We start from the raw sequence: 23188 nt of genomic DNA on the forward strand, positions 1-23188 counted from the left end.
GTAGGACGTCGCCAAGCAAAAACCTAAGTCGAATCGACTTAGGTTTTTTTGTGTTTATTCTTATTTACCTGTAGTCATCTTACAAAGGAAAAAGAATGAAAATGAGGCTATTTAAAGTAATAGCAATGATTTTTTGTTTTCCAGGTTTTCCGATTGCTTCTAAAATAATCCCTATGATAGGAAACTTTATTTCTATCACAAGTATATATTTTAAATGATGAGAGTAAAAGAAGTTACCCTCCCTATAAATAAAATGAATATAAAGCATTCGGAGTGAGCATACAAACTGTTATGTATAGGATAGATCTCTAGAAATATATATTCTAATTTCTTATCCTTCTTGCATATAGTTACAATTATTCTTTTGAATATAACTAAAACACGAACGTTATTGGTGAGTAATAAAAAAACATTCGATTATTTGTTGACATTGTTTATGAAATATTGTTAATATAGCCATAGAAAGAATAATATATAAGACCTCATATAATCGCGGGGATATGGCCTGCAAGTCTCTACCTAACGACCGTTATTCGTTAGACTATGAGGGAAAGTCACTCGGTATTTTTCTATTCACAAGGGATACGTATGCCTGAGTAGAGCACTTTCTCTCATAGTAAAAGAGAAACTGTTCTATTTCAGGCTTTTTTTATTTGAATCGGGGGGGATTCTAATATGAAATCACTAGTTGGAGTCATAATGGGAAGCACGTCAGACTGGGAAACAATGAAATATGCTTGTGACATTTTAGATGAATTAAATATACCGTATGAGAAAAAAGTTGTATCCGCTCATCGGACTCCGGATTATATGTTTGAATATGCAGAGACGGCTCGTGAACGTGGATTGAAAGTTATTATTGCTGGCGCTGGTGGAGCAGCGCATTTACCAGGAATGGTTGCAGCGAAGACGAATCTTCCTGTAATCGGAGTTCCAGTTCAATCGAAAGCGTTAAACGGCTTAGATTCATTATTATCCATCGTCCAAATGCCAGGAGGGGTTCCTGTTGCAACTGTTGCAATTGGTAAGGCTGGTTCAACAAATGCTGGTTTACTTGCTGCACAAATACTTGGATCATTCCATGATGATATACATGATGCATTAGAATTGAGAAGAGAAGCAATTGAAAAAGATGTGCGCGAAGGTAGTGAGCTAGTATGACGAGAATCATTTTACCTGGAAAAACAATCGGCATTATTGGAGGCGGCCAGCTAGGAAGAATGATGGCATTGGCAGCTAAGGAGATGGGATATAAAATTGCTGTTTTAGATCCTACAAAAAATTCACCATGTGCACAAGTTGCTGATATTGAAATTGTTGCATCATATGACGATTTAAAAGCAGTTCAGCATTTAGCAGAGATCAGTGATGTCGTCACATATGAATTTGAGAATATTGATTATAGATGTTTACAATGGCTAGAAAAACATGCTTACTTACCGCAAGGCAGTCAGTTGTTAAGTAAAACGCAAAATCGTTTTACAGAAAAGAATGCAATTGAAAAAGCGGGATTACCAGTAGCAATGTATAGATTGGTTCAAACGCAAGAGCAGCTTACTGAAGCAATCGCCGAGTTATCATATCCTTCCGTCTTAAAAACAACGACAGGTGGATATGATGGGAAAGGACAAGTTGTTTTAAGAAGTGAAGCTGACGTTGATAAAGCGCGAGAGCTTGCAAATGCAGCAGAGTGTATTTTAGAGAAATGGGTGCCTTTTGAAAAAGAAGTATCAGTTATTGTAATTCGTAGTGTAAGTGGTGAAACAAAAGTATTTCCGGTAGCGGAAAATATTCATGTAAATAACATTTTGCATGAATCCATCGTTCCAGCTCGCATTACAGAAGAACTTTCTCAAAAAGCAATCGCTTATGCAAAAGTGCTCGCGGATGAACTAGAACTTGTGGGAACACTAGCGGTAGAGATGTTTGTTACAGCTGATGGTGAGATTTATATTAATGAATTAGCACCAAGACCTCACAATTCAGGCCACTATACACAGGATGCATGTGAAACGAGTCAATTTGGTCAACATATTCGAGCAATCTGCAATTTACCTCTTGGAGAAACAAATTTGTTAAAACCAGTTGTCATGGTAAACATTTTAGGCGAACATATAGAAGGGGTCCTAAGACAAGTGAATAGATTAACCGGGTGCTATTTACACTTGTATGGAAAAGAAGAAGCAAAAGCGCAGCGGAAAATGGGGCATGTTAATATTTTAAATGATAATATTGAAGTCGCTCTAGAAAAAGCGAAGAGCTTGCATATTTGGGACCATCAAGAACAACTGTTGGAGGGAAAAAGATGATTAGTCGTTATACACGCCCAGAAATGGGTGCAATTTGGACGGAAGAGAACAAATTTAAAGCATGGTTAGAAGTTGAGATTTTAGCTTGTGAAGCATGGGCTGAGCTTGGCGATATTCCAAAAGAAGATGTTAAAAAAATTCGTGAGCATGCATCATTTGATATTGATCGTATTTATGAAATTGAAAAAGAGACACGTCATGACGTAGTTGCATTCACTCGTGCTGTATCAGAAACACCAGCACTAGGTGAGGAACGTAAATGGGTTCATTACGGTTTAACATCTACAGACGTAGTAGATACAGCGTTATCTTACATCTTAAAACAAGCGAATGAAATCATATTAAAAGACTTAGAAAACTTTGTAAGCATTTTAGCTAACAAAGCGAAAGAGCATAAATACACGATTATGATGGGAAGAACACATGGTGTTCATGCAGAACCAACAACATTTGGTTTAAAACTTGGTCTTTGGTATGAAGAAATGAAACGTAACGTAGAGCGTTTCAAACAAGCTGCTGATACAGTTCGCGTTGGTAAATTATCTGGTGCGGTTGGTACATATGCAAATATCGATCCATTCGTAGAAAAGTATGTTTGTGAAAACTTAGGATTAGAAGCAGCACCAATTTCAACACAAACATTGCAACGTGATCGCCACGCTCATTACATGTCAACACTTGCACTAATCGCAACATCTATCGAAAAGATGGCGGTTGAGATTCGTGGTTTACAAAAGAGTGAAACACGTGAAGTTGAAGAGGCTTTCGCAAAAGGCCAAAAAGGTTCTTCTGCAATGCCACATAAACGTAATCCAATTGGATCAGAAAATATGACTGGTTTAGCTCGTGTTATCCGCGGTTATATGATGACAGCTTATGAGAATGTGCCATTATGGCATGAGCGTGATATTTCTCACTCGTCGGCAGAACGCGTAATTTTGCCAGATGCTACAATCGCGTTAAATTACATGTTAAATCGCTTTGGTAATATCGTTAAAAACTTAACTGTATACCCAGAGAATATGAAACGCAATATGACAAGAACATACGGCTTAATTTATTCTCAGCGCGTAATGCTTACGTTAATCGACAAAGGTATGGTACGTGAAGAAGCTTACGATATCGTACAACCTAAAGCGATGGAGGCTTGGGAAACACAAGTACAATTTAAAGAACTTGTAGAAGCTGATGAGCGTATTACGAGCAAGTTAACACAAGAAGAAATTAATGAATGCTTCAACTATGAGCATCATATGCAACACGTTGATACAATCTTTGAACGCTTAGGATTAAACGAGGCGTAAAATTCCATATGGCACAGAATAGAGTCATTCTGTGCCATTCTTTATAAAAATATTATTCACATTTTTCAAACTACAGGGGGCTTGCGAAATGCAAAAGCTAGAATTGCTGTATGAAGGTAAGGCAAAAAGAATTTATCGTACAGAATCAGCAGATATGGTTTGGGTAGAGTACAAAGATAGTGCGACTGCTTTCAATGGGGAGAAAAAAGAGACGATTACAGGAAAAGGTCGTTTGAACAATGAGATTACAACTTTATTGTTCAGAAAGTTACAAGAAGTAGGAATTAAAACACATTTCATTGAGAAGTTATCTGATATAGAGCAACTTGTTAAAAAAGTGAGTATTATTCCTTTAGAAGTTGTCACAAGAAATGTAATTGCAGGAAGTCTTTCAAAACGATTAGGAATGGAAGAGGGAACTGTACTTGCAGAACCAATCGTAGAATTTTACTTCAAAGATGATGATTTAGGAGATCCGCTTGTAACGGAAGATCATATTCGTGTATTAAACGTTGCATCGCCAGAGCAAGTAAGCGTATTACGAGAAATGGCTCTACAAATCAATCAAGTGTTGATTGATCATTTCGCAAGCTGTCGTGTAAGACTAGTAGATTTCAAATTAGAGTTTGGTGTAACGGAAGAAGGAGAAATTATTTTAGCGGATGAAATTTCACCAGATACTTGCCGTTTATGGGATGAAATGAGCAATGAAAAGTTTGATAAAGACGTATTCCGTCGCGACCTTGGAAATTTAACAGATGCTTATGAAGAGATTTTAAAACGTTTAGGGGGAATTTCACATGTATAAAGTTAAGGTATATGTAACATTAAGAGAAAGCGTATTAGATCCACAAGGAACAGCAGTAAAAGGAGCACTTCATAGTCTTTCATTTACAGAAGTACAAGACGTTCGAATCGGAAAATATATGGAACTAACAATTGATAAATCAGTATCTGACCTTGACGCAAAGGTAAAAGAAATGTGTGAAAAACTATTAGCAAACGTTGTAATGGAAGACTTCCGTTATGAAGTTGAGGAGGTTGTCGCACAGTGAAATTTGCCGTAATAGTATTTCCAGGTTCGAACTGTGATGTTGATATGTTCCATGCAATTAAAGATGAGCTCGGCGAAGAAGTAGATTACGTTTGGCACGATACAGAAAATTTAGATGAGTATGATGCAATTTTACTACCAGGTGGATTCTCTTACGGTGACTACTTACGCTGCGGTGCTATTTCTCGTTTTGCGAATGCAATGAAAGCAGTGCAAAAAGCTGCTGAGCAAGGAAAGCCGATTTTAGGTGTATGTAATGGATTCCAGATTCTTGTTGAATCAGGATTACTACCAGGAGCGTTAATGAGAAACGAAAACTTAAAATTTATGTGTCGCACTGTTCAGTTGCGTGTTGAAAATAATGAAACGATGTTTACATCACAATATGAAAAAGATGAAGTAATCAATATTCCAATCGCACATGGTGAGGGGAATTACTATTGTGATGAAGAAACGCTAAAAAGATTAGAAGAGAATAATCAAATCGCATTCCGTTACGTAGAAAATCCGAATGGAAGCGTTTCAGATATTGCTGGTATTGTAAACGAAAAAGGAAATGTACTTGGTATGATGCCACACCCAGAGCGTGCTGTAGATGAATTACTTGGCGGTGCTGAAGGGTTAAAAGTCTTTCAATCTATCTTAAAACAGTGGAGGGAAACATATGTCGTTAATGCTTGAACCAAATCCAACACAAATTAAAGAAGAGCGCATATATGCGGAAATGGGGCTAACAGACGAAGAGTTTGCCATGGTTGAAAAGATTTTAGGCCGTCTGCCAAATTATACAGAAACAGGATTATTCTCTGTTATGTGGTCTGAACATTGCAGTTATAAAAATTCAAAACCAGTACTTCGAAAATTCCCAACAACAGGTGAGCGCGTTCTGCAAGGACCTGGGGAAGGTGCTGGAATTGTAGATATCGGTGATAATCAAGCGGTTGTATTTAAAATGGAAAGTCATAACCACCCATCTGCTATTGAACCATATCAAGGAGCAGCAACGGGCGTTGGTGGTATTATCCGTGACGTATTCTCTATGGGAGCACGCCCAGTAGCTCTATTAAACTCACTTCGCTTCGGTGAATTACAATCACCACGTGTGAAATATTTATTCGAAGAAGTAGTAGCAGGGATTGCAGGATACGGTAACTGTATCGGAATTCCGACTGTTGGCGGCGAAGTACAGTTTGATCCATGTTATGAAGGAAATCCACTTGTAAATGCAATGTGCGTAGGCTTAATTAATCATGAAGATATTAAAAAAGGGCAAGCGCATGGTGCTGGAAATACAGTAATGTACGTAGGAGCATCAACGGGTCGTGACGGTATTCACGGTGCAACATTCGCATCTGAAGAGTTATCTGAAAGCTCAGAAGCGAAGCGTCCAGCAGTTCAAGTAGGAGATCCATTTATGGAGAAGCTTCTTATTGAAGCTTGCTTAGAACTTATTCAGTCAGATGCACTTGTTGGAATTCAAGATATGGGTGCAGCTGGTTTAACATCATCTTCTGCGGAAATGGCAAGTAAAGCGGGAATGGGTATTGAAATGTACTTAGATGATGTACCGCAGCGCGAAACAGGAATGACACCATATGAAATGATGCTATCTGAATCACAAGAACGTATGCTAATCGTTGTGAAAAAGGGTAGAGAGCAAGAAATAGTAGATTTATTTGAGAAGTATGGTCTTGCAGCCGTTACGATGGGGAAAGTAACGGAAGACAAAATGCTTCGCTTATTCCATAAAGGTGAAAAGGTAGCTGAAGTACCAGCAGATGCTCTTGCAGAAGAAGCACCAATTTATCATAAACCATCAAAAGAAGCAGCATACTTTGCTGAATTCCAGGCAATGAAAATGGAAACACCAAAAGTAGAAAATTATAAAGAAACGTTATTCGCTCTATTACAACAACCGACGATTGCAAGTAAAGAGTGGGTTTATGATCAATATGATTATCAAGTTCGCACAAGCACAGTTGTTACACCAGGTTCAGATGCAGCAGTTGTACGCGTACGCGGTACGGAAAAAGGATTAGCAATGACGACAGATTGTAACTCTCGCTACATTTATTTAGATCCAGAAGTGGGCGGTAAAATTGCAGTAGCAGAGGCAGCACGTAATATCGTATGTTCTGGGGGAGAGCCACTTGCAATTACAGATTGCTTAAACTTCGGTAATCCAGAAAAACCAGAAATCTTCTGGCAAATTGAGAAATCAGTAGATGGTATGAGTGAAGCTTGTCGCACATTACAAACGCCAGTTATCGGTGGAAACGTATCAATGTATAACGAACGTAGTGGTGAAGCTGTATATCCAACACCGACAGTTGGGATGGTTGGACTTGTACACGATTTAAAACATGTAACAACACAAGAGTTTAAGCAAGCTGGCGATTTAGTTTATGTAATTGGAGAGACGAAAGCTGAGTTTGGTGGAAGTGAATTACAGAAAATGATTCACGGCAAAATTTTCGGTCAATCACCAAGCATCGATCTAGATATAGAATTAAAGCGTCAAAAACAAGTATTAGCAGCGATTCAAGATGGCCTTGTTCAATCTGCTCATGATGTTGCAGAAGGTGGTTTAGCAGTTGCAATTACTGAAAGTGCAATTGGTGCAAAAGGTTTAGGTGCTACTGTGAAATTAGATGGAGAAGCAACAGCAGCATTATTCGCTGAATCACAATCTCGCTTCGTTATAACTGTAAAACGTGAAAATAAGGAAGCGTTCGAGAAAGCGGTAGAAGCAATTCAAGTTGGAGAAGTGACAAATACAAATGAAGTAACAATTCATAATGAAGAAAATGAAGTATTACTTACCGCAAATGTAGATGAAATGAGAAAGGCTTGGAAAGGGGCAATCCCATGCTTGCTGAAATAAAGGGGTTAAATGAAGAATGTGGCGTTTTTGGAATTTGGGGGCATGAAAATGCAGCACAAGTTTCGTATTACGGATTGCATAGTTTACAGCACCGTGGACAAGAAGGCGCAGGCATCGTCGTAAATAATGGTGAGAAAATTGTCGGTCACAAGGGGCTAGGTTTAATATCGGAAGTATTTTCAAGAGGTGAGCTAGAAGGTTTAAACGGAAAATCAGCAATTGGACACGTACGATATGCAACAGCTGGCGGAAGTGAAGTTGCTAATGTCCAACCATTATTATTCCGTTTTTCTGATCATAGTATGGCGTTAGCCCATAACGGAAATTTAATTAATGCAAAAATGCTTCGCCGCGAATTAGAAGCAGAGGGAAGTATTTTTCAAACAAGTTCCGATACAGAAGTACTTTTACATCTTATTAAACGTAGTACGAAAGATTCGTTAATTGAGAGTGTAAAAGAGGCTCTAAATAAAGTGAAAGGTGCGTTTGCATATCTTTTACTAACTGGAAATGAAATGATCGTTGCGCTAGACCCGAATGGATTCCGTCCTCTTTCAATTGGAAAGATGGGAGATGCTTACGTTGTAGCATCAGAAACATGTGCTTTCGATGTAGTAGGTGCAACATACATTCGTGATGTAGAACCAGGTGAACTACTTATCATCAATGATGAAGGAATTCACGTAGATCGTTTTACAAATGAAGTAGATCATGCAATTTGTAGTATGGAGTACATTTACTTCGCGCGTCCGGATTCTAATATTGCAGGTATTAACGTCCATGCAGCACGTAAAAACATGGGAAAACGTTTGGCGGCAGAAGCTCCTATTGAAGCTGATGTTGTTACTGGCGTGCCAGACTCTAGCATTTCGGCAGCAATTGGTTATGCTGAGGCAACAGGCATTCCATATGAGTTAGGATTAATTAAAAATCGTTACGTTGGGCGTACGTTTATTCAACCTTCTCAAGAACTGCGAGAGCAAGGGGTTAAGATGAAGCTTTCAGCAGTAAGAGGTGTAGTTGAGGGAAAACGAGTTGTTATGATTGACGATTCTATCGTAAGAGGAACAACGAGTAAACGAATTGTTCGCATGCTTCGTGAGGCTGGAGCGACAGAAGTTCACGTAAGAATTGCGTCACCACCTCTGAAATATCCATGCTTCTATGGCATTGATATTCAAACGAGAAAAGAATTAATTGCAGCAAATCATACAGTAGAAGAAATTCGTGAAATGATCGGTGCAGACTCATTAACATTTTTAAGTGAAGATGGATTAGTAGATGCAATTGGACGTCCATATGAAGGGAAATACGGCGGTCTATGTATGGCTTACTTCAATGGAGACTATCCAACAGCTCTTTATGATTATGAGCAAGAGCTTTTAGAAAGTATGAAATAAGAAGAAAAAAGCTTCTACTTCTGTTGATGTAGAAGCTAGCTTCTTTCTTAAAACGGCTGGCCCTGGATAGGGAGAAATTAAAAGACGAGGTGTAGATAACGATGGCGAATGCATATAAGCAAGCAGGAGTAGATATTGAAGCTGGATATGAAGCGGTATCTCGCATGAAAAAACACGTACAAACAACAATGAGAAAAGAAGTACTAGGCGGTTTAGGCGGTTTTGGAGGTATGTTTGATCTATCAAAATTTGCATTAGAAGAACCTGTATTAGTATCTGGAACAGATGGCGTGGGAACGAAATTGATGCTCGCTTTTATGGCAGATAAACATGACACAATTGGTATTGATGCAGTAGCGATGTGTGTAAATGATATTGTTGTCCAAGGAGCAGAGCCGCTTTTCTTCCTTGATTATATTGCTTGTGGTAAAGCTGAACCTAGTAAAATTGAAAACATCGTCAAAGGTATATCAGAGGGCTGTCGCCAAGCTGGTTGTGCATTAATTGGTGGAGAAACAGCTGAAATGCCAGGAATGTATTCTACGGAAGAGTATGATTTAGCTGGTTTTACAGTTGGGATTGTTGATAAAAAGAAAATTGTAACAGGTGAAAAAATTGAAGCGGGTCACGTATTAATTGGCTTAGCATCTAGCGGTATTCATAGTAACGGTTATTCTTTAGTACGAAAAGTATTACTAGAAGATGGAGAACTATCTTTAGATCGCATTTACGGACGCTTAGAACGACCTCTTGGTGAAGAATTATTAAAACCAACGAAAATTTATGTCAAACCTATTTTAGAACTATTGAAGAAATATGAAGTATACGGTATGGCGCATATTACAGGTGGCGGATTTATTGAAAATATTCCACGTATGTTACCAGAAGGAATCGGTGCAGAAATTGAATTAGGATCTTGGAAAATCCAACCGATCTTCAGTTTACTTCAAGAAGTTGGAAAACTAGAAGAGAAAGAAATGTTCAATATTTTTAACATGGGTATTGGTATGGTAGTAGCGGTGAAGGAAGAAGAGGCAAAAGATATTGTTCGTCTTCTTGAAGAGCAAGGAGAAACAGCTAGTATTATTGGACGTACTGTACAAGGGGCCGGCGTTACCTTTAATGGGGGAGCGGCACTATGAGTAGATTAGCAGTTTTTGCTTCTGGGAGCGGCTCTAATTTTCAATCTCTTATCAATGCGGTAGAAGAAAAAAGATTAGACGCCGATATTAGTTTATTAGTATGTGATAAACCAGAAGCACGCGCTGTTGGACGGGCACATTATCATCATATTCCATGTTTCGCTTTTTCAGCGAAAGCATATGATTCAAAAGAAGCATTTGAAAAAGAAATATTAAAGAAGCTAGAAGAGTATGAAATTGATTATGTTATTTTAGCTGGATATATGCGTTTAATTGGACCAACTTTACTAAAAGCTTACGGCGGAAAGATTATCAATATTCATCCATCACTATTACCGAGTTTTCCAGGGAAAGATGCTGTTGGTCAAGCGTTAGAAGCAGGTGTGAAAGTAACTGGAGTAACGATTCATTATGTAGATGCAGGTATGGATACAGGGCCAATTATTGCGCAAGAAGCAGTAGTTGTTTCTGAAGGGGATACGAGAGAAAGCTTACAAAAGAAAATTCAACAAGTTGAACATAAATTATACGTAAATACAGTGAATCAAATTGTTCAATCTGTGAAAGAACCAACTGTTAACTAACATACAACCAGGGGTGAAGGATAAATGAAAAAGCGTGCATTAGTAAGTGTTTCAGATAAAACAGGAGTAGTAGAATTTGTTAAAGGTTTACTAGAACAAGGGATCGAAGTTATATCAACAGGTGGTACGAAAAAATTACTAGAAGAAAACGGCTTACAAGTAATTGGTATTTCTGAAGTAACTGGGTTCCCAGAAATTATGGATGGCCGCGTAAAAACATTACATCCAAACATTCATGGTGGTTTATTAGCAGTTCGCGATAATGAAACGCATGTAGCGCAAATGAACGAGTTAGGTATGGAGCCAATTGATTTTGTTGTTGTTAACCTATACCCATTTAAAGAAACAATCGCTAAGCCTGATGTAACATTTGCTGATGCAATTGAAAATATTGATATTGGTGGTCCAACAATGATTCGCTCTGCTGCGAAAAATCATAAATTTGTATCGGTAATTGTAGATCCAGTAGATTATGATGTTGTATTAGCGGAACTGAAAGAGAACGGTGAAGTAAAAGAAGAAACGAAACGTAAATTAGCAGCGAAAGTATTCCGTCATACAGCGGCATATGATGCGTTAATCTCTAACTACTTAACAGAGCAAATGGGTGAAGAAAGCCCAGAAACATTAACAGTGACATTTGAGAAAAAACAAGATTTACGTTATGGAGAAAATCCACATCAAAAAGCAACATTCTATAAAGCGCCATTCGCTGTAACTTCTTCTGTTGCATACGCAGAACAATTACACGGTAAAGAATTATCTTATAACAATATTAACGATGCAGATGCAGCGCTTAGTATCGTGAAAGAATTTACAGAACCAGCAGTAGTAGCAGTAAAACATATGAATCCGTGTGGTGTTGGAGTAGGAACTGATATTCATGAAGCATATACACGAGCTTATGAAGCAGATCCAGTATCCATTTTTGGTGGTATTATCGCAGCAAATCGTGAAATTGACAAAGCTACAGCTGAAAGGTTACATGAAGTTTTCTTAGAAATCGTTATCGCTCCTTCGTTCTCACAAGAAGCTTTAGACGTATTGCAAAGCAAGAAAAACTTACGCTTACTAACTGTAGATATTGAAAAAGCGACAAGTGCAAGTAAAAAGTTAACTTCTGTACAAGGTGGTCTTCTTGTTCAAGAGGAAGATACGTTATCATTAGATGAAAGTACAATTTCAATTCCGACAAAACGTGAACCGTCAGAGCAAGAATGGAAAGATTTAAAACTAGCTTGGAAAGTTGTAAAACATGTGAAATCAAATGCAATTGTTTTAGCTAATGATAACATGACAGTTGGGGTAGGTGCAGGACAGATGAACCGTGTAGGTTCTGCAAAAATCGCCATTACACAAGCTGGTGAAAAAGCACAAGGTAGCGCACTTGCATCTGATGCGTTCTTCCCAATGCCGGATACAGTAGAAGCAGCAGCAAAAGCAGGAATTACGGCAATCATTCAACCAGGCGGATCAATCCGTGATGAAGATTCTATTAAGATGGCAGATGCGTATGGGATTGCTATGGTGTTCACTGGCGTACGTCATTTCAAACACTAATAGAGGATGTTTAAAAAGTCCGGTCAAGATAACTGTCGCAAGTCGTCGTTGCATTGCCAGTGCGGTACTCATGTAGGAAAACTACACTCCGTGTCCTCCTGGCGAATGCGCCTCGACCTACTTGGTTCTCTTGATCCTCCTTTTTAAACCTTTATTGATATGGATGTTTAAAAAGTCCGGTCAAGATAACTGTCGCAAGTCGTCGTTGCATTGCCAGTGCGGTACTCATGTAGGAAAACTACACTCTGTGTCCTCCTGGCGAATGCGCCTCGACCTACTTGGTTCTCTTGATCCTCCTTTTTAAACTTTGATTGATATGAAAGAACAAACTAGGAGCATAGCTTCTAGTTTGTACTTATTTAAATATTGGGGGATGAAATATGAATGTTTTAGTAATTGGCCGCGGTGGGCGTGAGCATGCTTTAGCTTGGAAGTTTGTGCAATCTGAAAAGGTAGAAAAGGTATATGTAGCACCAGGTAATGAAGGTATGCGAGATGTTGCGACACCAGTTGATATTGATGAAAATGATTTTGATGCATTAGTCTTATTTGCTAAAGAGAATCATGTAGAATTAACTTTCGTTGGACCAGAAATTCCACTTATGAATGGAATTGTTGATCGTTTTAAAGAAGAGGGCCTTCGTGTATTTGGTCCAAATAAAGCAGCTGCTGTTATTGAAGGTAGTAAGGCTTTTACGAAAGAATTGATGAAAAAGTATGATATTCCAACGGCGGCATATGAAACTTTTACAGATTATGAAGAAGCAGTACAATACATTCAAAAAGTTGGTGCACCGATTGTTATTAAGGCAGATGGGTTAGCTGCTGGTAAAGGTGTAACAGTAGCGATGACACTTGAAGAGGCACTACAAGCTGTGAAAGAGATGCTACAAGATGTAAAGTTCGGTGAAGCGAGTAAGAAGGTTGTTATTGAAGAATTTTTAGATGGACAAGAATTTTCATTAATGGCATTCGTGAATGGAACAACTGTGCATCCGATGGTAATCGCTCAAGATCATAAACGAGCTTTTGATGACGATAAAGGTCCAAATACAGGCGGGATGGGTGCGTATTCTCCAGTATCACAAATTCCAGAATCAGCAGTTCAAGAGGCGATTCAGACAGTATTACATCCAACTGCAAAAGCGATGATTGCAGAAAATCGTTCATTTACAGGGATTTTATATGCGGGACTTATTTTAACAAATGATGGCCCAAAGGTAATTGAATTTAATGCCCGCTTTGGCGATCCTGAAACAGAAGTAGTATTACCTCGCTTAGAAAATGATTTAGTTGATGTATGTAATGCTGTATTAGATGAAAGTGAGTTAACGTTACAATGGTCAGAAGAAGCAGTAATCGGTGTCGTACTTGCTTCAAAAGGATATCCGGAAGCATATAAAAAAGGTGACATTATTAACGGATTAGACGCATTGCAAGATGTAATTGTTTTTCATTCAGGCACAGCGATGAAGCATGGTGACTTTGTAACAAATGGTGGCCGTGTACTATTTGTTGCTTGTAAGGCAAATACTTTACAAGAAGCGAAAGATAAGGTGTATAAAGAAATCGGTAAAATTGAGAGTGATGGTCTATTTTACCGAAGTGATATCGGATATCGTGCAATTGGGCATGAGATGACGAGAAGCTAGTAATAAAAAATCCCGCTGATTTCTCAGCGGGATTTTTTATGCATCTTTATCTTTTTTCAATTTACCTTTTTGCTTTGCCATTTCTCGAAGTAAATACTCGATGTGTGCATTGACGCTACGAAACTCATCATTCGCCCATTTTTCGATGACAGCGTGTAATTCAGGATCAATACGTAATGGAAAGCTTTTCTTTTTAGCCATAATGATTTACAACCTTTTAGTATAGGCTTCCTGTATTAATAACTGGTTGCGCACCTTTATCTGAAACGATGGCAACTAATAAATTGTTCACCATATTTGCTTTACGCTCGTCATCGAGTTCTAGTACGCCTTCCTCATCTAACATATGGATTGAATCTTTTGCCATCTTCACAGCACCTTCAACAATCTCTTTTCTAGCAGCTAATACTGCTTTTGCTTGTTGACGTTGGAGCATTGCATGGGCAATTTCTGTTGCGTAAGCTAAATGTGTTAAACGAGTTTCTAATACTTCTACGCCAGCGATTTCAAGGCGTGCTTCTAACTCACGTTTTAATTCTTCAGAGATTTCTTCTGTATTTCCGCGTAACGTGATGCAAGTTTCATCTTGGAAATTATCATAAGGATATTTTGTTGCGACGTGGCGGATTGCTGTTTCACTTTGAATTTCTACAAATCGATCGTAATGTTCAACGCCGAACATTGCTTTTGCAGAATCAACAACTTTATATACGATAACAGCTGCAATTTCAATCGGATTTCCCTCAACATCATTTACTTTTAATTTCTTACTATTAAAGTTTTCAACACGTAATGATACAGTTTGACGGAATGCGAACGGAATCGTTAAAAATAAACCATTTTGACGAATTGTTCCTAAGTAATTACCGAAAAATGTAATGACTTTTGCTTGGTTTGGTTGAACAATACCAATACCTGTAGCAAGAACTGCGGCTAAAATAATAGTTAATGCTGCTCCTATAAAAATTTCTTGCACGAGGAAAAATACACCGATAGCGGCTAAAATCAAAATTCCAATAATCCCAAGAAAACCATTAACATAAAATACTTGTTTTTCTTTCATAAGATCGCCTCCTGATATAAAAATGATATCACTTTTATATCATTTTAAGCAAGGGGTTTACACCTAATTTTCTGAATTTTGTTGATTAGGTATCTTTTATGTATATTTTAAGGTCTAAAAAAAGAATGTATGTTCTGTTTTGTGGTAAAATAAAGAAGACTTAACCGCCCACTGCAGCAGCTAAGTCCCTTTGAGAGCATCTTGCATCGTGACAAATGATTCAAAGCGGTTTGGCCAGGATTATATCTTCAATCGCTGACTCAATCTCTTTGTCAGAAGCGTCAAAACTTCCATTTGACCGTGGTTTGTCGTGATTGGAAGTTTGATTCACTTCTTCTTTAGCATGTCCCTTTTCAGTAAAATTCATGCTAGGCATTTTAAATGCCCCCATATTCATGTATTTTCCGAATTTCCACATTTCAACAACAGGGCAGAAACGAACAATTCCCTCTGCGATTTTCATTGCACCAATCCATAGCAAGATGTTAGACCAAGTGCACCACGGCTTGCGTACAAGTTTAGCACTACTACAGCCGAAGAGGATAAGTCCGAGTGTAATTCGAATTAGGGCATTTATTGTACCGATGTTTTGCTTCATTAGAAAAACACTCCTTTTAATGAAAGTTGAAATAGATAATACTATTTCTTTTATTAGTATCCCGTGTGATTTTAGAGATATGTAATCCAACATTTGACGTTGAAAAAGATGTTGGATTGTGCGTGTGTGTAAGTCGCTTTTTTTGTTATAATGAAAGAATGCATAAAAGGAAGTTCAAAATTAAATCCTCTCGTTTGAAAAACTATGGAAGAGGGAATTCCAAACTTAATTCTCCGTTTTAAACAATTATTTAAGGTAAAGTTAAAAAAATCCTGATGAAAATAAACTGTTATTTTGAACAGAAATATATATAACTAGAGAAAAGAAAGGGTGTTTTCATGTACGATATTTCCGGGTGGAAACATGTATTTAAGCTTGATCCAAATAAGGAGTTAAGTGATGAACATTTAGAAATGATTTGTGAGTCTGGAACCGATGCTGTTATCGTAGGCGGAAGTGATGGAGTGACAATTGATAATGTACTACACATGCTAGTTAGCATTCGTAGATATGCAGTTCCTTGTGTGTTAGAGGTTTCTGATGTGGAAGCAATTACACCAGGATTTGATTTTTATTATATCCCAAGCGTTTTAAATAGCCGAAAAGTAGAATGGGTAACAGGCATTCATCATGAGGCTTTGAAAGAATTTGGGGATATTATGGATTGGGATGAAATTTTCATGGAGGGGTATTGTGTTTTAAATCCTGAAGCGAAAGTAGCCCAGCTTACAGATGCGAAATGCGATGTAACAGAAGATGATGTGATTGCATACGCGCGTTTAGCAGACAAGCTATTACGTTTACCGATATTTTATTTAGAATATAGCGGTACGTATGGCGACAGTGAACTTGTTAAAAATGTAAAAGCAGAATTAAAACAAGCGAAGTTGTATTATGGCGGCGGTATTTCTAATGCAGAACAAGCGAAGGAAATGGCGCAATACGCTGATACAGTAGTTGTTGGAAATATTATTTATGATGATATAAAATCCGCGTTAAAAACAGTTAAAGCAGTAAAAGGAGAGTAGGTGCAGGCGTATATGAGTAAGACAGATAGGTTATTAAATGGTTTAAATCCGCAGCAACAAAAAGCAGTACAAACAACGAACGGGCCACTTCTATTAATGGCAGGTGCAGGTAGTGGTAAAACACGTGTGTTAACACATCGTATTGCGTATTTACTTGGTGAAAAAGGCGTAGCGCCATGGAATGTACTAGCTATTACCTTTACAAATAAAGCAGCTCGTGAAATGCGCGAGCGTATTGATACACTTGTCGGACCAGAAGCAGAAGATATTTGGATTTCTACGTTCCACTCTATGTGTGTACGTATTTTACGACGTGATATCGATCGTATTGGTATTAATCGTAACTTTACAATCTTAGATTCAGGCGATCAGTTAACGGTTGTGAAGAAAATCATGAAAGAGCGCAATATTGATCCGAAGAAGTTTGAGCCACGCTCTATTTTAGCGGGTATTAGTAATGCGAAAAATGAATTGTTATCTGCAGATAAATATGCGAAAAAAATTACAATCGCTGATCCATATGAAAAATTAACGAGCGATGTATATACAGAATATCAAAAACGTCTTCTGAAAAATAACTCATTAGACTTTGATGATTTAATTATGACGACGATTCAGCTATTTGAACGTGTTCCAGAAGTACTAGAGTTTTATCAGCGTAAGTTCCAATACATTCACGTGGATGAGTATCAAGATACGAACAAAGCGCAGTACCTTCTTGTGAAACATTTAGCAGCACGTTTTAAAAATTTATGTGTTGTAGGTGACTCAGATCAGTCTATTTACCGCTGGCGCGGGGCTGACATTTCTAACATTTTATCATTCGAAAAAGACTATGAGAATGCGCAAGTTATTCTGTTAGAACAAAACTATCGTTCATCACAAAATATTTTAAATGCAGCGAATGCTGTAATCGAAAGAAATACGAATCGTAAACCGAAAAAATTATGGACAGACAATCAAGTGGGAAGCAAAATCTCGTATTATCGTGCTGCAACGGAAAAAGACGAAGCATACTTTGTTGCGAAAAAAATTCGTGATGATATTCAAATGGGGAAACGAAAATATACTGATTTTGCAGTGTTATATCGTACAAATGCACAGTCTCGTATGGTCGAGGAGATTTTCCTGAAATCTAATATTCCTTACAAAATTGTCGGCGGTACGAAGTTCTACGATCGTAAAGAGATTAAAGATATTTTGGCGTATTTACGTTTAATTGGGAATCCAGATGATGAGATTAGTTTCGCACGTATTATAAACATGCCAAAGCGCGGAATTGGTGCGACTTCTATCGATAAAATTATTAATTACGGTGTACAAAATGGAATTTCATTAACTGCTGTATTCGATGAGATTGAGCATGTTGGAGTAAGTGCAAAAGTTACAAAGGCAGTAAAAGAATTCGCAGGTTTATTACACAACTGGGTAAATATGCAAGAGTATTTATCTGTTACAGAATTGGTAGAAGAAGTTATTGAAAAAACAGGCTATCGCGATATGTTGAAAAATGAACGTACTTTAGAAGCAGAAGGTCGTTTAGAGAACTTAGATGAGTTTTTATCTGTTACGCAAACATTTGAATCTCAAAGCGAAGATAAGAGCCTTGTTGCCTTCTTAACAGACTTAGCGCTTGTTGCGGATATTGATCGTGTAGATGAAGATCCAACTGCTGGTGAGGAAGTTATTTTAATGACAATGCACTCAGCGAAAGGATTAGAATTCCCAGTGGTCTTTATTGTTGGGTTAGAGGAAGGGATATTCCCGCATACTCGTTCTCTAATGGAAGAAGATGAAATGCAAGAAGAGCGTCGCCTTGCTTATGTAGGTATTACTCGTGCAGAAGAAGAGTTATATTTATCCAATGCACAAATGCGTACTTTATTTGGTAGAACAAGTATGAACGCTGCCTCTCGATTTATTACAGAAATCCCGGCAGAGCTAGTAGAGTCGTTAAATGAAACAGCGCCAAAGCGTGAAACTTCGTTTGGTGCAAAAGGCAGAACAACAAGTACAAGTAAAATGACAGCTACAACCACAACACGCTCTCGTTCAGCTTTCGCGCGTCCTGCAGCTAAGACGACAGGCGGCGAGCAAATCGGCTGGGCAGTAGGCGATAAAGCTTCCCACCAAAAATGGGGAGTCGGTACAGTTGTCAGTGTAAAAGGTGAAGGTGATGCAAAAGAATTAGATATTGCGTTCCCAAGCCCAATTGGTGTTAAACGTTTGTTAGCAAAATTTGCACCTGTGACGAAACAATAGGAAAGGAATGAGGATATGTCAAAAGAGATAGCAAAACAACGTATAGAAGAACTGCGTGATTTGTTAAATACATTTAACTATCAGTATCACGTATTAGACAATCCTTCTGTTTCTGATGCGGAGTATGACCGTAATATGCAGGAGCTTATAAAATTAGAAGCAGAGAATCCAGAGTTTATGAGTGAAGATTCTCCCTCCATTCGCGTTGGGGGAACTGTTCTTGATATATTTGAAAAAGTAACACATAAATCACCCATGTTAAGTTTAGGAAATGCATTTAACGAAGGAGATTTACGTGATTTCGACCGACGAGTACGTCAAGGAATTGATGATGCGAATGTAAGATATATATGTGAATTAAAAATTGACGGGCTTGCCGTTTCACTTCATTATGAAAAAGGACGCTTCATTCAAGGAGCAACACGTGGTGATGGTGTAACAGGTGAAGATATTACTCAAAATTTAAAAACGATTAAAGCGATCCCGCTTCGTTTGAATGAAGAAGTAACGTTAGAAGCACGAGGCGAAGCTTATATGCCGAAACGTTCATTCGTTAAGTTAAATGAAGAAAAAGAGCAAAATGGTGAAGATGTATTTGCGAATCCGCGTAATGCTGCAGCAGGTTCAATACGCCAACTGGATCCAAAAATTGCAGCGAAGCGTAACTTATCTATGTTTGTATACGGTCTTGCGAATGTAGAAGAAAAAACAATTCCATCACATAGTGAATCGCTTGATTTCTTAGGTGAACTTGGATTCAAAACAAATCCAAATCGTCGTACATGTGAAACAATTGAAGAAGTTATCGCTTATGTAGAAGAATGGCAAGAAAAACGTCCGCATCTTGATTATGAGATTGATGGAATCGTTATAAAAGTAGATGATGTTGCTCTTCAAGAAAGTTTAGGAACTACAGCAAAGAGTCCAAGGTGGGCAATTGCTTATAAATTTCCAGCTGAAGAAGTTGTAACAAGATTAACAGGCATTGAATTAAGTGTTGGCCGCACGGGGGTTGTGACACCGACTGCAGAGCTAGAGCCAGTGCGAGTGGCTGGTACTATCGTTCGTCGTGCTTCTTTACATAACGAAGATTTAATTCGTGAAAAAGACATTCGAATTGGTGACTACGTAGTTGTAAAGAAGGCAGGAGATATTATCCCTGAAGTTGTGAACGTTATTTTCGATAAGCGTACTGGTGAGGAAGAAGAATATCATATGCCAACGCATTGCCCAGCATGTGAGAGTGAACTAGTTCGTTTAGAAGAAGAGGTAGCACTTCGCTGTATAAATCCAACTTGTCCAGCTCAAATCCGAGAAGGGTTAATCCATTTCGTTTCAAGAAATGCAATGAATATTGATGGACTTGGAGAGCGTGTCATTACACAACTCTTTGATGCTGATTATATTCGTACATTTGCTGATTTATATTCGTTGACGAAAGAGCAATTATTGCAGTTAGAACGATTCGGTGAAAAATCAGCAACGAATTTAGTACAAGCAATTGAGAATTCTAAAGAAAACTCATTAGAGCGATTATTGTTCGGTCTTGGTATTCGCCATGTCGGAGCGAAAGCAGCACGTACATTTGCAGAGCATTTTGAAACGATGGATGCGCTTGTGAAAGCAACAGAAGAAGAACTAAAAGCAATTAACGAGATTGGGGAAAAAATGGCTCAATCTGTCGTGACATATTTTGATAATGAAGACGTATTAGAGTTGTTACAACAATTTAAAGAGTATGGCGTGAATATGACATACAAAGGTATAAAAATTGCTGATTTACAAAATGTTGAATCTTACTTCGCAGGAAAAACGGTTGTTTTAACAGGTAAGCTAGAAGTTATGGGACGTAGTGAAGCGAAGAAGAAGATTGAGGCATTAGGTGGAAAAGTAACAGGCAGCGTTAGTAAAAGTACGGATTTAGTTGTTGCAGGTGAAGCAGCTGGTTCGAAATTATCACAAGCAGAGAAACATAATGTTGAGGTTTGGAATGAAGAGAGGTTCTTACAAGAGCTAAATAAGTAAGAGGTGCAAACTTACCATGAAAAAAATAGCATTAGCGGTATTAAGCCTTGGCCTACTCGTAAGTGGGTGTAGTGCAGGTGCCGATAAAGATGAAAAAGTGGCTGAGAAATCGGGGAAAGCAAAAGAACAATCAGTTGTTCCAAAATACGCTATGTCGGATGAATATTATAAGACGACTATTCCATTTAATGGTGGAGAGGCACGTGGTTTAGTCGTGCAAGGAGTAAGTAATCGTCTTGATATAGATGAATTTGAAACAGGATTAATGCGTATTGCGAAAGAATCCTTTAGTACGAAAGATCATTTCTTTAAAGGTGGAAGTGCTCTAGATACTCAAAATTTGCAGATGCTTGTTAAAAGAAAGCGTACAGATGCTGAACAAAAGGAACTAGAGGACAAATTAAAAAAAGATGCCGTTAAATTTCCAAACATTGGGTTAAACCCAGCGTTAGGTGGAGGATCTGAATCATTAGAGGCAAAAAATAAAAAAAATCCAATATATATTTCAAATATTTTAGAGCATGATTATTATGTGAAAAAAGGCGAAACAGATGAACTCCAAGGCATTGTAGTTGGTTTAGCAATGAATTCGGTTCATTATTACGAAGAAGAGCATGGTTATCCGCGTGAGGCTAAAATTGAGCAAGAAAAAATGTTAGCTGAAGGGAAAAAAATGGCGCAAGAAGTCTTGAAATTTATGCATGAAAAAAAACCTGACACAAAAAATGTTCCGGTAACATTTGCAATTTATCGTCAGGCTCCAAAGGCTGCACTCGTGCCAGGTAACTTTGTTTCTTATGCGAATGTTGAAAAAGGCAGTGAAACGGTTGAGGATTGGAAACAAATTAATGAGAAATATTATTTGTTCCCATCAGAACAAGCGAAAACAGATAATAAACGTGAAGATCTGGCGAGAGTATCAAACTTTAAAGCAAAACTAAGCGATTATTTCCAAGGCGACTATACAGCTGTTATCGGTACTGGTATGTATAGAGACGATGAATTAAGAGAAATAAAGCTTGATATTCCTGTCCAGTTTAATGGGAAAGCGGAAATAATTGGTTTTACACAATATGTAGCTGGGCTTGTTATGGAATACTTCCCGAATTATATGAAAGTACAAGTAACGATTAAATCTGTAGAACGCCCAGAAGCGATTATTATACGTGAAGCGAAGCAAGATGAACCGTTTGTGAAAATTTTAGATTAAATAGAAGGGCCGTTCCTTTTTGGAACGGCTTTTTTTCTTGAATAATTTTGTTATAATTTAAAATGTTATAAATAATGGGGTAAGGGGTAAAGCACATGGACGAATTAAGTTTTCAAGTCATTATTTTATTAATTGCATTCGGCTTTTTAGCAGCTTTTATTGATTCAGTTGTTGGCGGTGGGGGATTGATTTCGCTTCCGGCACTTATGTTTGTTGGTTTACCACCAGCTTCGGCAATTGCAACGAATAAATTAGCTGCAACGATGGGGACGTTTACGAGTGCAATTTATTTTATTCGATCGGGAAAGGTCAATCTTAAAATTGTAGGAAAGTTAATCCCGTTAACTATTATAGGAGCGGTCGCAGGTGCTTTAGTAGTAAAGTTTATTCCGCCGGATATTTTACGTCCGTTAGTGCTTGTGATGTTGGTGTTTATTGCTATTTATATTATTGCAAAAAAGGATTGGGGAAGTGTATCTACCTATAAGAAGATGACGAAAAGAAAAACATTAATATTTTTCTTTGTTATTTTAATGATAGGGTTTTATGATGGATTTTTTGGGCCAGGGACAGGATCCTTTTTAATTTTTGCATTTTTATTAATTGGTTTGGATTTTATTCAAGCAGCAGCATCTGGAAAACTTTTGAACTTTGTTAGTAATATCGTATCTTTAATTACTTTTTTATTTTTAGACGTAATTCATTTTGAATACGGTATTATTATGGGATTGTCGATGATTTTTGGCGCTTATTTTGGATCGAAATTTGCAGTCCAAAAAGGTGTTGGATATGTAAGAACTTTATTTTTATTAGTAACTATTTTATTGATTGGAAAAAACATTTTGGAATATACTCATATTTTGTAGAGTTATTCCTAGACTTATATTTTAAAAATTAATTAATTTTTAAAATATAATAAAAAAATAGAGTTATACATACGTATAACTCTACAAAATATGAGTATATTCCAAAATGTTTTTTCCAATCAATAAAATAGTTACTAATAAAAATAAAGTTCTTACATATCCAACACCTTTTTGGACTGCAAATTTCGATCCAAAATAAGCGCCAAAAATCATCGACAATCCCATAATAATACCGTATTCAAAATGA

Annotated in this window: 21 protein-coding genes and 1 riboswitch; of the genes, 17 read left to right on the plus strand and 4 right to left on the minus strand. The window is 37.6% G+C overall.

Annotation, left to right across the window (positions count from 1 at the left end; translation table 11 throughout):
• Positions 1–79 precede the first annotated feature (79 nt).
• Complete coding sequence (locus tag KI369_RS29475; RefSeq protein WP_238484909.1) at positions 80–268, minus strand: hypothetical protein; 189 nt, start codon at positions 266–268, stop codon at positions 80–82.
• Between the two features lie 194 nt (positions 269–462).
• A riboswitch (purine riboswitch) is annotated at positions 463–564 on the plus strand.
• Positions 565–675: 111 nt separating this feature from the next.
• Here KI369_RS29475 and purE point away from each other — a divergent pair.
• The 12 genes from purE (at position 676) to purD (ending at position 13889) form a co-directional block, all read left to right on the plus strand.
• Positions 676–1161 (plus strand): 5-(carboxyamino)imidazole ribonucleotide mutase, encoded by a 486-nt coding sequence (purE, locus tag KI369_RS09980; protein ID WP_000839367.1) that lies wholly within the window; start codon positions 676–678, stop codon positions 1159–1161.
• The gene (gene purK / locus KI369_RS09985) at positions 1158–2309 is read left to right on the plus strand and encodes a 5-(carboxyamino)imidazole ribonucleotide synthase (RefSeq protein ID WP_212955847.1); all 1152 of its coding nucleotides are present in this window, start codon (positions 1158–1160) and stop codon (positions 2307–2309) included. The genes purE and purK overlap by 4 nt, the downstream gene beginning before the upstream one ends.
• Complete coding sequence (gene purB, locus KI369_RS09990; RefSeq protein ID WP_000625682.1) at positions 2306–3613, plus strand: adenylosuccinate lyase; 1308 nt, start codon at positions 2306–2308, stop codon at positions 3611–3613. The genes purK and purB overlap by 4 nt, the downstream gene beginning before the upstream one ends.
• Positions 3614–3701: 88 nt before the next feature.
• The gene (purC, locus tag KI369_RS09995) at positions 3702–4421 is read left to right on the plus strand and encodes a phosphoribosylaminoimidazolesuccinocarboxamide synthase (RefSeq protein WP_212955848.1); all 720 of its coding nucleotides are present in this window, start codon (positions 3702–3704) and stop codon (positions 4419–4421) included.
• On the plus strand, positions 4414–4668 hold the full coding sequence (gene purS, locus KI369_RS10000; protein ID WP_000278820.1) for a phosphoribosylformylglycinamidine synthase subunit PurS: 255 nt from the start codon (positions 4414–4416) through the stop codon (positions 4666–4668). The genes purC and purS overlap by 8 nt, the downstream gene beginning before the upstream one ends.
• Complete coding sequence (purQ, locus tag KI369_RS10005; protein ID WP_048375606.1) at positions 4665–5348, plus strand: phosphoribosylformylglycinamidine synthase subunit PurQ; 684 nt, start codon at positions 4665–4667, stop codon at positions 5346–5348. The genes purS and purQ overlap by 4 nt, the downstream gene beginning before the upstream one ends.
• On the plus strand, positions 5332–7551 hold the full coding sequence (gene purL, locus KI369_RS10010) for a phosphoribosylformylglycinamidine synthase subunit PurL (protein WP_212955849.1): 2220 nt from the start codon (positions 5332–5334) through the stop codon (positions 7549–7551). Before purQ ends, purL begins: the two co-directional genes overlap by 17 nt.
• Positions 7536–8951 (plus strand): amidophosphoribosyltransferase, encoded by a 1416-nt coding sequence (purF, locus tag KI369_RS10015; protein WP_000879029.1) that lies wholly within the window; start codon positions 7536–7538, stop codon positions 8949–8951. The genes purL and purF overlap by 16 nt, the downstream gene beginning before the upstream one ends.
• Before the next feature lie 101 nt (positions 8952–9052).
• Positions 9053–10093 carry a phosphoribosylformylglycinamidine cyclo-ligase gene (gene purM / locus KI369_RS10020; protein ID WP_212955850.1) on the plus strand — a complete coding sequence of 347 codons (1041 nt, stop codon included), beginning with the start codon at positions 9053–9055 and terminating at the stop codon, positions 10091–10093.
• Positions 10090–10677, plus strand: a complete 588-nt coding sequence (gene purN, locus KI369_RS10025; protein WP_212955851.1) for a phosphoribosylglycinamide formyltransferase — start codon at positions 10090–10092, stop codon at positions 10675–10677. Before purM ends, purN begins: the two co-directional genes overlap by 4 nt.
• A gap of 24 nt (positions 10678–10701) precedes the next feature.
• Positions 10702–12237: a bifunctional phosphoribosylaminoimidazolecarboxamide formyltransferase/IMP cyclohydrolase gene (gene purH / locus KI369_RS10030; RefSeq protein ID WP_212955852.1), complete on the plus strand. Its 1536-nt coding sequence runs from the start codon at positions 10702–10704 to the stop codon at positions 12235–12237.
• A 380-nt stretch (positions 12238–12617) separates the two neighbouring features.
• Positions 12618–13889 carry a phosphoribosylamine--glycine ligase gene (gene purD / locus KI369_RS10035; protein ID WP_212955853.1) on the plus strand — a complete coding sequence of 424 codons (1272 nt, stop codon included), beginning with the start codon at positions 12618–12620 and terminating at the stop codon, positions 13887–13889.
• Positions 13890–13925: 36 nt separating this feature from the next.
• Here purD and KI369_RS10040 read toward each other — a convergent pair whose 3' ends face one another.
• From KI369_RS10040 to KI369_RS10050, 3 genes are all read right to left on the minus strand, one after another.
• Positions 13926–14090: a type II toxin-antitoxin system antitoxin gene (locus tag KI369_RS10040; protein WP_001085171.1), complete on the minus strand. Its 165-nt coding sequence runs from the start codon at positions 14088–14090 to the stop codon at positions 13926–13928.
• Between the two features lie 16 nt (positions 14091–14106).
• Positions 14107–14952: an SPFH domain-containing protein gene (locus tag KI369_RS10045; protein ID WP_000660687.1), complete on the minus strand. Its 846-nt coding sequence runs from the start codon at positions 14950–14952 to the stop codon at positions 14107–14109.
• A 220-nt stretch (positions 14953–15172) separates the two neighbouring features.
• Entirely contained in the window at positions 15173–15550 is a 378-nt protein-coding gene (locus KI369_RS10050) for a YgaP family membrane protein (RefSeq protein WP_212955854.1), read from the minus strand.
• A gap of 338 nt (positions 15551–15888) precedes the next feature.
• Between KI369_RS10050 and pcrB the strand changes: the two genes are divergently transcribed.
• The 5 genes from pcrB to KI369_RS10075 all read left to right on the plus strand — a co-directional run bounded on the left by pcrB (position 15889) and on the right by KI369_RS10075 (position 22941).
• Positions 15889–16578: a heptaprenylglyceryl phosphate synthase gene (gene pcrB / locus KI369_RS10055; protein ID WP_144615412.1), complete on the plus strand. Its 690-nt coding sequence runs from the start codon at positions 15889–15891 to the stop codon at positions 16576–16578.
• A gap of 12 nt (positions 16579–16590) precedes the next feature.
• The gene (pcrA, locus tag KI369_RS10060; protein WP_212955855.1) at positions 16591–18840 is read left to right on the plus strand and encodes a DNA helicase PcrA; all 2250 of its coding nucleotides are present in this window, start codon (positions 16591–16593) and stop codon (positions 18838–18840) included.
• A 15-nt stretch (positions 18841–18855) separates the two neighbouring features.
• Positions 18856–20865 carry an NAD-dependent DNA ligase LigA gene (gene ligA / locus KI369_RS10065; RefSeq protein ID WP_212955856.1) on the plus strand — a complete coding sequence of 670 codons (2010 nt, stop codon included), beginning with the start codon at positions 18856–18858 and terminating at the stop codon, positions 20863–20865.
• A gap of 16 nt (positions 20866–20881) precedes the next feature.
• Positions 20882–22075: a CamS family sex pheromone protein gene (locus tag KI369_RS10070; RefSeq protein WP_212955857.1), complete on the plus strand. Its 1194-nt coding sequence runs from the start codon at positions 20882–20884 to the stop codon at positions 22073–22075.
• 95 nt (positions 22076–22170) lie between these two features.
• Positions 22171–22941 carry a TSUP family transporter gene (locus tag KI369_RS10075; protein WP_212955858.1) on the plus strand — a complete coding sequence of 257 codons (771 nt, stop codon included), beginning with the start codon at positions 22171–22173 and terminating at the stop codon, positions 22939–22941.
• Positions 22942–23188 lie beyond the last annotated feature (247 nt).

This window comes from Bacillus sanguinis, assembly GCF_018332475.1.
Classification (GTDB): domain Bacteria; phylum Bacillota; class Bacilli; order Bacillales; family Bacillaceae_G; genus Bacillus_A; species Bacillus_A sanguinis.